This window comes from Allobosea spartocytisi (assembly GCF_014764685.1).
Taxonomy (GTDB): Bacteria; Pseudomonadota; Alphaproteobacteria; order Rhizobiales; family Beijerinckiaceae; genus Allobosea; species Allobosea spartocytisi.
The window spans coordinates 459,046-470,820 of record NZ_JACXWY010000002.1 but is presented as its reverse complement, the minus strand read 5'-3'; the positions used below and the strand labels follow the sequence as shown (position 1 = coordinate 470,820).

The window sequence follows — 11,775 nt, the reverse complement described above, 5'->3', positions numbered from 1 at the left end:
CGATGGAGCGCTCAGCGCTCGATCGTGCCGGTGCGGCGGATCTTCTTCTGCAGCAGCAGCACGCCGTAGAGCAGCGCCTCGGCCGTCGGCGGGCAGCCCGGAACGTAGATGTCGATCGGGACGATGCGGTCGCAGCCGCGGACCACCGAATAGCTGTAGTGGTAATAGCCGCCGCCATTGGCGCAGGAGCCCATCGAGATGACGTAGCGCGGCTCCGGCATCTGGTCGTAGACCTTGCGCAGCGCCGGGGCCATCTTGTTGGTCAGCGTGCCCGCCACGATCATCACGTCGGACTGGCGCGGTGAGGCGCGCGGCGCGAAGCCGAAGCGCTCGACGTCGTAGCGCGGCATCGAGAGCTGCATCATTTCGACAGCGCAGCAGGCCAGGCCGAAGGTCATCCACATCAGCGAGCCGGTGCGGGCCCAGTTGATCAGATCGTCCGTCGCGGTGACGAGGAAGCCCTTGTCGGCCAGCTCGTTGTTGATCTCGACGAAGAAGGGATCACGCGCCCCGACGGGCTTGCCGTCCGGACCGAGCAAACCCCTCGGCGCCTGCGCGACGAGCGGATCACCACGATCGATCGCTGTGACTGCCATGTCCTAATCCTCGTGAACGTCTAGTCTGCCTGACAGAAAACGGAAAACCGCCTCACGATCAGGTCAGTCCCACTCCAGCGCGCCCTTGCGCCACTCGTAGATGAAACCCACGGTGAGCACGCCGAGAAAGACCATCATCGACCAGAAACCATACCAGCCAAGGCTGCCGAAGGCGACGGCCCAGGGGAACAGGAACGCGACCTCGAGATCGAAGATGATGAAGAGAATCGCGACCAGGTAGAACCGCACGTCGAACTTCATGCGCGCATCGTCGAAGGCGTTGAAACCGCATTCGTAAGCCGAGAGCTTTTCGGCGTCAGGCTTCGAATAGGCGATCGCGAAGGGGGCGATCAGCAGCGCTAGCCCGATCACCGCCGAGACGCCGATGAACAGCACCAGCGGCAGGTAGTCGGTCAGAAGGGAATGCACCGGAAGAGCTTGCATCGTCGAACTCGCTTCGCGCGGCCGCACAACGGCTCACCGCCCCGTTCGCTTAGACCCTCGATTAGAATGAAGCAAGACTCCGCCGCGCCGCACAATCGCGTGGGCGGGTTGTATGCGGCGCAGGATGCGGCAAAATCGCACCGCCTCCGCTCTCCCTCCCACGGCCATGAGGCAAAATTCGGCCGGAAGCGCGTATTTTTCGCGTTGGGAACCCACAGCAATTCGTTCACCCTGCCCGAATCGCCCGCGGGCGGACGCTTTTTTTGAAAGGCCCTCCATGCGCTCCCCCTCCCGGCCATCCTGCGGCGCAACACCGCGCGGAGCCCGGCCGGCGTGAAGCCGCTCGCCTGCCTGCCGGCGAGCCTGGCGTTCGCCGTCGCCCTGCTCCTTGCCGCCGAAGCCCGCGCCCAGGACGGTCAAAGCGTGCGTGCGCCCCAGCCGCCGCAACGTCCCTTCGATCTCGATCTGGCAGGCACGCCGAAACTGCCGCCGATCGTCGTGCCACCCGCGCCGCGCCCGGCGCAGGAGACGCCGGCAAGCCCCGCCGTCGCAGAGACGCCGCCGGCCGCGCCATCGACGGAAACGCCCGCAGCCGGCGGAACGCCCGCATCGGAAACACCGCCCGCAGAGGGCACCGCGCCCATGGCCGACGGGCCGGACGAGGATGAGGGGCCGGAATGGCCGAAGCTCACCCCCGGGCAGAAGGCCGGCGCGGAGCCGGCATTCGACCCGAACGAGAAGGCCGACAGGCCCGGCATCTCCACCGATCCAGGCACGTCGACCGCCTGCCTGCCGCAGCGGCTGAAGCTGATTCTCGGCAAGATCGTCGACAGGTACGGCGCGGTGAAGGTGACCTCGACCTGGCGGCCGCCCTGGCGGGCGCGGCGCGGCTCCTATCACAAGCGCTGCGAGGCGATGGATTTCCGCGTTCCCGGCGTGAAGCCGCGCGTCGTGCTGGAGTGGGCGCGGTCACTGCCGGAGGTCGGCGGCAACCAAGTCTACTGGAACGGACTGATCCATATCGACACCGGGCCGCGCCGGCCCTGGTGAGTCGGCGCGGCAATGGCCGGGGCCAGCCTGTCGGTCAGGCCCCGGCCCTGGTCGCGAGGATGAACAGGCGGGGGAAGCGCAGCAGCACCTTGCCGTCCGGCTCGACCGGATAGGCGGGCGCGATCCGCTCCTTGTAGCGTGCGAGGAAGCCCTCGCGCTCATCCGCAGGCAGCGGGTCGAGATAGGGCTTCAGAGCAGTGCTCTTGAACCATTCGACGATCGCGTCATGGCCAGCCAGCGCGTGGACATAGGTGGTCTGCCAGAGATCGACGGTGCAGCCGGCCTCCGCGAGCCAGCGGCGATAATCAGAGAAACTGCCCATCGGCGCCCGCGCTGCGGCGGCCTCGACGAGACGCCCCGCCCAGGGCCCTTCCGCCGCGGTCTCGGCCATGGCGACGTGAGAGGGCTCGGCGAGATTGTTCGGCATCTGCACGGCGAGCTGGCCGCCGGGCTTCAGCGCACCCGCGAGCCGGGGAAACAGGCTCGCATGGTCCGGCAGCCATTGCAGCACCGCATTGGCGAAGATCAAATCGTAGTCAGGGCCGGCCGACCAATCATCGAGATTCGCCAGCACGAAGGAGAGCTGCGGCAAGCGCTTGCGCGCCTTTTCGATCATGTCGGGCGAGGAATCGAGCCCCGTCACCTCGGCATCGGGAAAGCGGGCCGCGACGAGCTCCGTGCTGTTGCCGGGGCCGCAGCCGAGATCGATGCACCGCGTCGGCGCCCGAAGCCCGACGCGCTGGATCAGATCGAGCGGCGGGCGCGTCCGCTCGTCCTCGAAGCGCAGATACTGATTGGCATCCCAGTCGGCTTTGGCAGACATGTCGCATTCCATTCCCTGCTGCGCCGCCATGGGACGGCGGCGCACTCTACAATAGCGGGCCGCATGCCGTGTCCAGCCCGATATCGCAGCGCCGTGTTCTTCGGGCGCGGTTCGCCGCTCAGTGGCTCTCGCCGTGCTTCAGGATCTGGCCGAGGAATTTGCGGGTGCGCTCGTTCTGCGGCGCCGAGAAGAACGATTCGGGCGGCGCGACCTCGACGATCTCGCCAGCGTCCATGAAGATCACCCGGTCGGCGACCTTGCGGGCAAAGCCCATCTCATGGGTGACGCAGAGCATGGTCATGCCGCTCTCGGCGAGCTCGACCATAACGTCGAGCACCTCGCTGACCATTTCGGGGTCGAGCGCCGAAGTCGGCTCGTCGAACAGCATGATCTTGGGGTTCATGCAGAGCGAGCGAGCGATGGCGACGCGCTGCTGCTGGCCGCCGGAGAGCTGGACCGGATATTTGTTGGCCTGCTCCGGGATATGGACGCGCTCCAGGATCCTGCGGGCGTTCGCCTCGGCCTCAGCCCTCGCAATGCCGCGCACCTTCATCGGCGCCAGCGTGCAGTTCTCCAGCGCGGTCAGATGCGGGAACAGGTTGAAGCTCTGGAAGACCATGCCGATCTCGCGGCGGATGTCCTCGATGCCCTTCAGCCCGGCATGGACCGTCGTGCCGTCGATGACGATATCGCCCTTCTGATGCTCCTCGAGCTGGTTCAGGCAGCGGATCAGGGTCGACTTGCCCGAGCCGGAGGGCCCGCAGATGACGATGCGCTCGCCGCGCGAGACGGTGAGGTCGATATCGCGCAGCACATGGAAGTCGCCATAGAATTTGTCGACATGACGCATCTCGATGATCACGTCGCCGATCTCATGGTCGCCGGCGGAGGGAGCGGTCGCGGACATCTGCAAAAGCCGTTCTGGTTCGATTGGAGATGCGCCCGGCACAGGACCGGGCGCATCCGGTTTCGGAAGCCGTCAGGCCCCGTGAGCGATCACCACTTGGTGCCTTCGAACTGCGGCATCGGCGGCAGCTTGGGCAGCGGCATGCCGAACCATTTCTGGTTGATCTTGGACAGTTCGCCGTTGCCCTCGATCTCGGCGATGAACTTGTTCGAGAACTCGGCCAGCGCGGTATCGGCCTTGCGGAAGGCCATGCCGTTGGCCTGTTCCTTGAGCGTGATCTTGGGTTCGATGCCGAGCTGCGGATAATCCTTGTTGAGCTGGGCGAGGATGGTGTTGCTGGCGCCCATGCCCTGGACCTGCCCGGAGATCAGGGCCTGCAGGGCGGTGGCGTCGTCGTCATAGCGCTTCAGCGGGGTACCGGGAGGGGCGACATTGCTGATCGCGATGTCCTGCGTCGAGGCGCGCGCGACGCTGATCGTGACGTTCTTCAGATCCTCCGGCGCCTTGACGTTCACGCTCTTGGGAGCCAGCACATAGATCGTCAGCGTGCTGTAGGGGTTGGAGAACAGCACCTGCTTCTGGCGCTCGGGGGTGATGCCGAAGGTGGCGATCAACAGGTCGACCTTGTTGGTCAGCAGATAAGGGATGCGGTTCGGGCCGGTGACCGGGACGAGCTCGAGCTTGACGCCGAGCGCCTTGGCCATCAGCGCCGCGACATCGGCGTCGTAGCCGGCCGGCTGCTGCTGGGCGTCGGTGCCGCCGAAGGGCGGGTAGTCGGTCAGCACGCCGACCATCAGCTTGCCGCGGGCCTTGATCTCGTCAGGGGTAGCGGCCTGCGCCGGGGCGACGTTGAGCGCGGCGGCGGCAAGGCCGGCGAAGACCAGCGTGCCGAGGCCGCGGCGGCAAATCGATTTAAACAGGGACATGGGGACGTTCTCCTCTGGGACAGGCTGAATTGCATCGCCGCCTTCAGCGGGCGGCGACGAGGAGCTTTTGCTCCATCCTTTTGCTGTAGGCCGAGAGCGGCCTGCAGATGACGTAATAGAGCAGCGCGACGAGCGCGAAGACCGTGAACGGCCGGAAGGTCGCGTTGTTGATGATCTGCGCCGCGCGTGTCAGCTCGACGAAGCCGATGATCGAGGCGAGCGAGGTGCCCTTGATGAGCTGCACCAGGAAGCCGATCGTCGGGGGAATTGCGATGCGGACGGCCTGCGGCGCGATGACGAGCATCATCTTCGGCCAGTAGCGCAGGCCCAGCGAGGTCGCCGCTTCCCATTGTCCGCGCGGCACGACCTCGATGGCGCCGCGCCAGATCTCGCCGAGGAAGGCGCTGGCATGCAGCGACAGGCCGAGCGCCGCCGCCGTCCAGGGGTCGACCGACCAGCCGAACAGCCCGGGCACGAAGAAGGCGAGGAAGAGCTGCATCAGCAGCGGCGTGCCCTGGAAGAGCTTGATGTAGCCAGCCGAGGCGAAGCGCAGCCATTTGTATTCGCCGCTGCGGGCGAGCGCCACCAGCGCCCCGCCCAGCGCGCCGCCGAGAAAGGCGACGAGCGAGAGCAGCAGCGTCCAGCGCACCGCCATGATGATGTAGATGATGTCGCCTGATCCGAGTGTGCGCATGTCGTCACCTCACCGGGTTGGCTTGCGCAGGAAGGCGCGTTCGATCCCGGCGAAGACCGTCCAGAAGAAGACGGAGAGGCCGAGATACAGGCAGGTGGCGACGAAATAGACCTCGAAGCTGCGGAAGGTGCGCGACTGGATGTCGCCCGCCACCGCCGTCAATTCGCTCGCCGCGATCGCCGAGCAGACGCTGGTGTTCAGCATCAGCAGGATGAACTGGCTGGTCAGCGAAGGGTAGATCGCCTGGATCGCCGGCTTCAGGATGATGTAGCGGAAGATCTGGAGCGGGCGCATGCCCAGCGACTTGCCCGCCTCGACCTGGCCCTTCTGGATGCTCTCGATGCCGGCGCGGATGATCTCGATGCCATAGGCGCCAACATTCACCACCAGCGCCAGCAGCGCCGCCGTGTTCGAGGACATCTTCAGGCCCATCGAGGGCAGGCCGAAATAGATCATAAAGATCTGGATCAGGAAGGGCGTGTTGCGGATCAGCTCGATATATTCGTCGATGATCCGGACCAGCCATTTCGGCCCCGAAGTCTTGCCGAGCGCGCCGGCGACCGAAACCACCATGCCGATCGCCATCGCCAGTGCCGACAGGACCAGCGAATTGAGCAGCCCCTGCAGCAGCTCGGGCCATGCCGAGAAGACATCGGCGAAATCGAATTCATAGCTCATGCGGGCCGCCCGTTCCGGGTGGCGAAAGCAGGGCTGCCTTCATATGCCTTCCTCATCAATCCTCCCGGCCGGCCGGGCCGCCGGTTCTCGCCCGGGGCCGCAGCAGAATCCCTACAATCGCGGAATCAGCAAGCCGCCATCGGCGTTGATCACTGTTCCAGTCGCATAGGCGAACTGTCCACCCGTCAGGGCGGCGACGACCGCTGCGACATCTTCGCCCTCGCCCCAGCGGCCGGCGGGAATCAACCCCTCGGCGATGCGCGCATCGTATTTCGCGGCGACCTTTGCGGTCATGTCAGTGCGGATCACGCCCGGCCTGACCTCGAAGACCGGGATGCCCTCCGGCGCGAGCCTGACGGCGAGCGCCTTCGCCCACATCGAGAGGCCGAGCTTGGAGACGCAGTACTGCGCCCGGTCGATCGAGACCAGCTCGGTCGAGGCCGAGGTGATGAAGACGATGGCCGGGCGTTCCGGCCTGTCCGCGAGCATGGTCTTGGCCACCTCCTGGCTCAGGAAGGCGGCGCCGCGCAGGTTGACGTCCATGACGACGTCGAAACTCTGCGGCGTGATCTCCAGCATGTCACCGCGCACCGGCGCACCGATGCCGGCATTCGAGACGAAAACATCGAGCCGGCCGCATCGCTGTTTGACGTTCGCCACGAGGTCGGCATGGCTCGCAACGGCCGCGACATCGTGCCTGAAGAACCGAGCCGCAGCGCCCGCCGCCTCGAAGAGCTTCAACGCCTCGCTCGCGGCCTCATCCTCGACAATGTCGGTGAAGGCGATGTCATGGCCCGCCTTGGCGAGCGCGACGCCGATGGCGCGGCCGATGCCACGCCTTGCGCCGGTGATCAGGGCGACGGGACGGCTCATCTCATTCTCCCCGGTATTGCGGCGTGCGCTTCTGCTGGAAGGCCGCGACGCCCTCCTTCACATCCTCGGTGTAGGAGACGAGCGAACTCGCCAGCGTCTCCATGATCGCGGCGCTGTCCTCGCCCTCGGCCGCATTGATGAGCTGCTTGACGACGATATTCGCGACCGGCCCGCGTGCCGTGACGCGCTCGGCCATGGCCTGCGCGGCCGCGAGCGCCCCGCCCTTCTCCACGACCTGATCGACGATGCCGAGCGAAAGCGCCGTCTCGGCGGTGACGATCTCGCCGGTCAAGGCAAGCCGGCGCGCCACCTGCCCGCCGAGCCGCCTGACCAACCGCTGCGTGCCCGACCAGCCGGGAATCATGCCGAGCCCGCTCTCGGGCAGGCCGATCTTGGCCTGCGCCTCGCAGATGCGGATATCGGCGGTAACGGCGAGCTCGAGCCCGCCGCCGAGCGCGTGGCCATTCATCGCGGCGATGACCGGCGGCTTCATCCGGGCGAGCTTGTCGAAGACGCGATGGCCGGAGCGGACCCAGCCCTGCCCCATCTCCAGCGGGGACAGCCCGCCCCAGGCGACGATGTCGCCGCCGGCGCAGAAGGCCTTGCCCTCGGCCGTCAGGATGACGGCACGGACCGAGCGGTCGGCGTCAATGGTGTCAGCAAAGCGGCCGAGCAGGCCGACCATGACGTCGTCGAGCGCGTTGAGCTTTTCCGGCCGGGCGAGCGTGATCGTCGCGATGCCCGAGGCGATGTCGAGGCGGACGGGATCGCTCATGCCGCCCTCGCGGGGAGTTCGAGGCCGATCAGCGCCTCGTCGAAGAGCGCGGCGTCCATCAGCTTCGGCGGCTTCGGGACCAGCAGCGGGAATTCGCTCTGAGCGAGAATGTCGCGCTCAAGATCGACGCCGGGCGCGATCTCGGTGACGGCGATGCCGTCCGCCGTCAGTTTCATCACGCAACGCTCGGTGATGTAGGTCACGTCCTGGCCCTGGGCGACGGCACGAGGGCCGGAGAAAGAAATATGTTCAACGGCTTCGACCAGCTTCTTCACCTTGCCTTCCTTCTCGATGACGAGCTTGCCCTCAGTGATGGCAAGCTTGGCCGCAGCGCTGAAATAGCCGGAGAAGACGATGCGCTTGGCCCGGGCGGTGATGTCGATGAAGCCGCCGGCGCCAGCGGTGACATGCGGACGCACGCCAAGCTTGGAGACGTTGACGCAGCCCTGCCTGTCGATCTGCAGGAAGGAGAGCAGCGACATGTCGAAGCCCGCCCCCTGGAAATAGGTAAACTGGTAGGGCGAAGGCACGATCGCCTCGGCGTTGGAGGCGCAGCCGAACTGGAATTCGAGCAACGGCACGCCGCCGACGGCGCCCTGCTCGATCACCCAGGTGACGGCGCCGTGCTGGCCTTCCTCAATCAGGATGCGCGGGACATTGGCCGAGATGCCGAAGCCGATATTGACCGCGTCGCCGTAACGCAGTTCCTGCGCGACCCGACGCGCGATCACTTTGGCGACGTCGAAGGCCGGCGTCTCGAAGCTCGACAGCGGCCGGCGCACCTCGCCGGAAATGGCGGGATCGTAGACAGTCTGCGTGGTCTGCATCTGGTCTGGCGCGACCACGATGGCATCGACCAGAATGCCGGGCACGAAGACGGCTTGCGTGTTGAGGCTGCCGGCCTCGACCACGCGCTTCACCTGCGCGATGACGATGCCGCCATTGTTGCGCACGGCCAGTGCCTGATCGAGCGGGCCGAGCAAGCCCCCTTCATGCTCGTAGGAGAGGTTGCCGCGCTCATCGGCTGTGGTGGCGCGGATGATCGCGACTTGTGGCACGATGCTGCGGAAATAGAGCCAGTCCTCGCCGTCAAACTCGACGCGGGACACGATCGGCTCGGCCATGGCGCGCGCGTTCATGGCGCAGCCCTGGTGCTTGGGATCGACGAAGGTGTCCATGCCGATCTTGGTCAGCACGCCCGGCCGCTTGGCGGCGGCTTCGCGGTGCATGTCGAACAGGATGCCGCTCGGGATGTTGTAGGCCGGGATCTCATCGCCCGTGACCATCTTCCAGATCGCAGGCGGCTCGGCCGAGGACGGGCCGGAGGGGTAGGAGCCGCCCATGATCCGCGCCAGCAGGCCGGGCTTGGCGATGTGGTCGACGCCCTTGACGCCCCACATGTCGCCGGCCGCGATCGGATGCAGTGTCGTCAGGTTGCGCGGATGCCCGGATACATCGAAGCGCCGGCCGATCGCCGCCAGCACGGCGTCCGGGCAGCCGAGGCCGGAGGAGGAGGAGACCGTGACGATCGCCTCATCCGGGATCAGGGCGGCGGCTTCGTCGGCGGAGAGGATGCGGGGAAAAGCCATGTTTCTTATCTCTTCGAGGTCTCAGCCGGCGGCGGCGAGCGCGCGCTGATAGGCGCCGCAGGATTCACGGATGACGAGGTTGGCGGAGCCGATGAAGCTTTCGGGCTCCGCGGCGGGGTCGTTGATCTGCTTCAGCAGCAGCGCGGCGGCGCGCTCGCCCAAGCCCACGGGATCGACGGCGACGGTGGTCAGAGCCGGCGAGACATGTCGGGCTTCGCTGGTGTCGTCGAATCCGACGATGGCGATATCGCGCCCGACGACGAGGCCGTGGCGCGCCGCCGCCAGCATCGCGCCGATGGCGGTGACGTCGTTGTAGCAGACCACCGCCGTCGGCCGGTCGGCGAGCGAGAGCACAGTGCTCATCGCGCCGAAGCCGCCATCGCGCGTCGGCATGCTTTCGAGGTTGAGCGCCGGATCGACATTGCGCCCGGCCGCCTCCATCGCAGCGAGGAAGCCGCCATGCCGCTCCTGCCGCACCACCATCGAATGCATGCCGCCGAGAAAGGCGATGCGCTCATGGCCGAGATTGATGAGATGGCGGGTGATGCGGCTCGCCCCCGCCAGATTTTCCGGCACGACATGGCTCACAGCCACATCCGGCAGGCGGCGGATCGCCACCAGCAGGGCGGTACCGGCAGCCCTGACCCAGTCGAGATGCTCAGGCCGCGTATCCAGCGCCGGGCAAAGGATGATGCCGCCAGCGCCGTGCTCGCGCATCATCCGCATCACCTGCTCCTGGCGCACCACGCTCTCGGCGGTGTTGGCCATGAAGGCGACATAGCCCGCCATCTGCAGCACCTTCTCCACGCCGATGGCGAATTCGGCGAAGAACGGGTTGGAGAGATCGTTGAGGACGAGCCCGACGATGCGAGACTGCGCATTGCGCAGATTGGCGGCGCCGCGGTTATAGACGTAGCCGAGCCGGCCCATCGTCTCGAGGACGTGCTGGCGCGTCTCGGGCTTGACCGCGCCGCGGCCGGTGAGGACGAGCGAGACCGTCGATTTCGAGACGCCGGCGGCGTCCGCGATCTCGATGATCGTCACCTTCTTCTTGGTATCTTGCCCCTTGCTGCCCTGCGGCTGCGGCATCGTTTCATCCCTAGGCGCATCGCGCTGTTCTTTTCTTGGAACGTTCCATTATCAGCGAATGATAAGTCAATCAATATCCTCTTTCAAAGGATTTATGTCGGCTGTATAAGACTCGAAACACGTTTCTAAAACTGGAACGTTCCAATAAACGATTTGGAGGAAGCGATGGCCGAGATCACCCTGCCCCGCTCGGACGGCAGCAGCGAGCGTTACAGGCTTTCGCCGCCCTCGCCTTTTCCGCGCACGGCCCCGGCCAATGGCATCCGCACCGTCTATGCCGCCGCCCATGTCGTCGCCGCCCCGCTGAAGCAGCAGGAGCCCTGGCGCGTCCCGGCCGTGGATTGGGATGCGACGCTCGCCTTCCGCCGCCATCTCTGGGGCCTCGGCTTCAAGATCGCCGAGGCGATGGACACCTCCCAGCGCGGCATGGGGCTGGACTGGCCCAACGCCGCCGAACTGATCGCCCGCTCGCTGGCCGAGGCCAAGGCGACGCCCGGCGCCGACCTCGCCTGCGGCGCCGGCACCGACCAGCTCGACCCGCAGGTCGCGCACAGCCTCGACGATGTCATCCGCGCCTATGAAGAGCAGATCGGCCATGTCGAGAAGCACGGCGGCAAGATCATCCTGATGGCGAGCCGCGCGCTTTGTCGCGTCGCGAAGGGACCGGACGACTATCTGGCCGTCTATGGCCGCCTGATCCGGCAGTGCCGCGGCAAGGTGATCCTGCACTGGCTCGGCGAGATGTTCGACCCGGCGCTCGCCGGCTACTGGGGCAACCGCGATTTCGAGCCGGCGATGGAGACGGTGCTCACCCTGATCCGCGAGCACGCCGACAAGATCGACGGCATCAAGATCTCGCTGCTCGATGCCGGCAAGGAGATCGAGATGCGCCGCCGCCTGCCGGAAGGCGTGGTCATGTATACCGGCGACGACTTCAACTATGCGGAGCTGATCGGCGGCGACGAGCAGGGCTTCTCGCACGGCCTGCTGGGGATCTTCGACCCGATCGCGCCGGCTGCAGCCGCTGCCTTCGCCAGGCTGGAGGCGGGGGATCGCGCCGGCTTCCACGCGATCCTCGATCCCACGGTCGCGCTCTCGCGCCGGCTCTTCGAGGCGCCGACGCAGCATTACAAATGCGGCGTCGTCTTCCTCGCCTGGCTGAACGGCTTCCAGAGCCATTTCCGCATGGTCGGCGGCGCCGAATCCGCGCGCGGCATCCTGCATTACGCCGATCTTTTCCGCCTCGCCGATCAGTCCGGGCTGTTCTTCGAGCCGGAATTGGCAGCGCGCCGCATGGCACATCTCTGCGCCCTCAACGGCGTCGCCTGAGG

At 66.4% G+C, this 11,775-nt stretch carries 13 protein-coding genes; 2 read left to right on the top strand and 11 right to left on the bottom strand.

Annotated elements, in window-relative coordinates; all coding sequences use genetic code 11:
• Window positions 1–11: 11 nt before the first annotated feature.
• Entirely contained in the window at window positions 12–596 is a 585-nt protein-coding gene (locus IED13_RS05080; protein ID WP_038367718.1) for a NuoB/complex I 20 kDa subunit family protein, read from the bottom strand.
• A 63-nt stretch (window positions 597–659) separates the two neighbouring features.
• Window positions 660–1,040 (bottom strand): NADH-quinone oxidoreductase subunit A, encoded by a 381-nt coding sequence (locus IED13_RS05075; RefSeq protein ID WP_210323503.1) that lies wholly within the window; start codon window positions 1,038–1,040, stop codon window positions 660–662.
• A gap of 333 nt (window positions 1,041–1,373) precedes the next feature.
• On the opposite strand from IED13_RS05075, the gene IED13_RS29160 reads away from it, so the two are divergent.
• Complete coding sequence (locus IED13_RS29160; protein WP_112762096.1) at window positions 1,374–2,090, top strand: DUF882 domain-containing protein; 717 nt, start codon at window positions 1,374–1,376, stop codon at window positions 2,088–2,090.
• Window positions 2,091–2,124: 34 nt separating this feature from the next.
• On the opposite strand, the gene tam is transcribed toward IED13_RS29160, so the two are convergent.
• The 9 genes from tam to IED13_RS05020 all read right to left on the bottom strand — a co-directional run bounded on the left by tam (window position 2,125) and on the right by IED13_RS05020 (window position 10,444).
• The gene (gene tam / locus IED13_RS05060; RefSeq protein WP_248312447.1) at window positions 2,125–2,913 is read right to left on the bottom strand and encodes a trans-aconitate 2-methyltransferase; all 789 of its coding nucleotides are present in this window, start codon (window positions 2,911–2,913) and stop codon (window positions 2,125–2,127) included.
• Between the two features lie 118 nt (window positions 2,914–3,031).
• A complete protein-coding gene (locus IED13_RS05055) occupies window positions 3,032–3,763 on the bottom strand; it encodes an amino acid ABC transporter ATP-binding protein (protein ID WP_404801882.1) in 732 nt (243 codons plus the stop codon).
• Between the two features lie 146 nt (window positions 3,764–3,909).
• The gene (locus tag IED13_RS05050) at window positions 3,910–4,746 is read right to left on the bottom strand and encodes a transporter substrate-binding domain-containing protein (protein ID WP_112762094.1); all 837 of its coding nucleotides are present in this window, start codon (window positions 4,744–4,746) and stop codon (window positions 3,910–3,912) included.
• 43 nt (window positions 4,747–4,789) lie between these two features.
• Window positions 4,790–5,440, bottom strand: coding sequence for an amino acid ABC transporter permease (locus IED13_RS05045; RefSeq protein ID WP_038367723.1), 651 nt, complete (start codon window positions 5,438–5,440; stop codon window positions 4,790–4,792).
• A 9-nt stretch (window positions 5,441–5,449) separates the two neighbouring features.
• Complete coding sequence (locus IED13_RS05040) at window positions 5,450–6,118, bottom strand: amino acid ABC transporter permease (RefSeq protein WP_191123556.1); 669 nt, start codon at window positions 6,116–6,118, stop codon at window positions 5,450–5,452.
• Between the two features lie 111 nt (window positions 6,119–6,229).
• Window positions 6,230–6,991 (bottom strand): 3-ketoacyl-ACP reductase, encoded by a 762-nt coding sequence (locus tag IED13_RS05035; protein WP_191123555.1) that lies wholly within the window; start codon window positions 6,989–6,991, stop codon window positions 6,230–6,232.
• A 1-nt stretch (window position 6,992) separates the two neighbouring features.
• Window positions 6,993–7,766, bottom strand: coding sequence for an enoyl-CoA hydratase/isomerase family protein (locus IED13_RS05030; RefSeq protein ID WP_191123554.1), 774 nt, complete (start codon window positions 7,764–7,766; stop codon window positions 6,993–6,995).
• Window positions 7,763–9,355, bottom strand: a complete 1,593-nt coding sequence (locus IED13_RS05025; protein ID WP_191123553.1) for an acyl CoA:acetate/3-ketoacid CoA transferase — start codon at window positions 9,353–9,355, stop codon at window positions 7,763–7,765. The genes IED13_RS05030 and IED13_RS05025 overlap by 4 nt, the downstream gene beginning before the upstream one ends.
• Before the next feature lie 21 nt (window positions 9,356–9,376).
• Window positions 9,377–10,444 (bottom strand): LacI family DNA-binding transcriptional regulator, encoded by a 1,068-nt coding sequence (locus tag IED13_RS05020; RefSeq protein WP_191123552.1) that lies wholly within the window; start codon window positions 10,442–10,444, stop codon window positions 9,377–9,379.
• A gap of 165 nt (window positions 10,445–10,609) precedes the next feature.
• Between IED13_RS05020 and IED13_RS05015 the strand changes: the two genes are divergently transcribed.
• The gene (locus IED13_RS05015) at window positions 10,610–11,773 is read left to right on the top strand and encodes a dihydrodipicolinate synthase family protein (RefSeq protein WP_191123551.1); all 1,164 of its coding nucleotides are present in this window, start codon (window positions 10,610–10,612) and stop codon (window positions 11,771–11,773) included.
• Window positions 11,774–11,775 lie beyond the last annotated feature (2 nt).

What these genes read in the sequence shown, in the direction of transcription:
- IED13_RS05080 (WP_038367718.1), bottom strand. Translation starts at nt 596, where the DNA reads ATGGCAGTCACAGCGATCGATCGTGGTGATCCGCTCGTCGCGCAGGCG.
- IED13_RS05075 (WP_210323503.1), bottom strand. Translation starts at nt 1,040, where the DNA reads ATGCAAGCTCTTCCGGTGCATTCCCTTCTGACCGACTACCTGCCGCTG.
- tam (WP_248312447.1), bottom strand. Translation starts at nt 2,913, where the DNA reads ATGTCTGCCAAAGCCGACTGGGATGCCAATCAGTATCTGCGCTTCGAG.
- IED13_RS05055 (WP_404801882.1), bottom strand. Translation starts at nt 3,763, where the DNA reads ATGCGTCATGTCGACAAATTCTATGGCGACTTCCATGTGCTGCGCGAT.
- IED13_RS05050 (WP_112762094.1), bottom strand. Translation starts at nt 4,746, where the DNA reads ATGTCCCTGTTTAAATCGATTTGCCGCCGCGGCCTCGGCACGCTGGTC.
- IED13_RS05045 (WP_038367723.1), bottom strand. Translation starts at nt 5,440, where the DNA reads ATGCGCACACTCGGATCAGGCGACATCATCTACATCATCATGGCGGTG.
- IED13_RS05040 (WP_191123556.1), bottom strand. Translation starts at nt 6,118, where the DNA reads ATGAGCTATGAATTCGATTTCGCCGATGTCTTCTCGGCATGGCCCGAG.
- IED13_RS05035 (WP_191123555.1), bottom strand. Translation starts at nt 6,991, where the DNA reads ATGAGCCGTCCCGTCGCCCTGATCACCGGCGCAAGGCGTGGCATCGGC.
- IED13_RS05030 (WP_191123554.1), bottom strand. Translation starts at nt 7,766, where the DNA reads ATGAGCGATCCCGTCCGCCTCGACATCGCCTCGGGCATCGCGACGATC.
- IED13_RS05025 (WP_191123553.1), bottom strand. Translation starts at nt 9,355, where the DNA reads ATGGCTTTTCCCCGCATCCTCTCCGCCGACGAAGCCGCCGCCCTGATC.
- IED13_RS05020 (WP_191123552.1), bottom strand. Translation starts at nt 10,444, where the DNA reads ATGCCGCAGCCGCAGGGCAGCAAGGGGCAAGATACCAAGAAGAAGGTG.
- IED13_RS05015 (WP_191123551.1), top strand. Translation starts at nt 10,610, where the DNA reads ATGGCCGAGATCACCCTGCCCCGCTCGGACGGCAGCAGCGAGCGTTAC.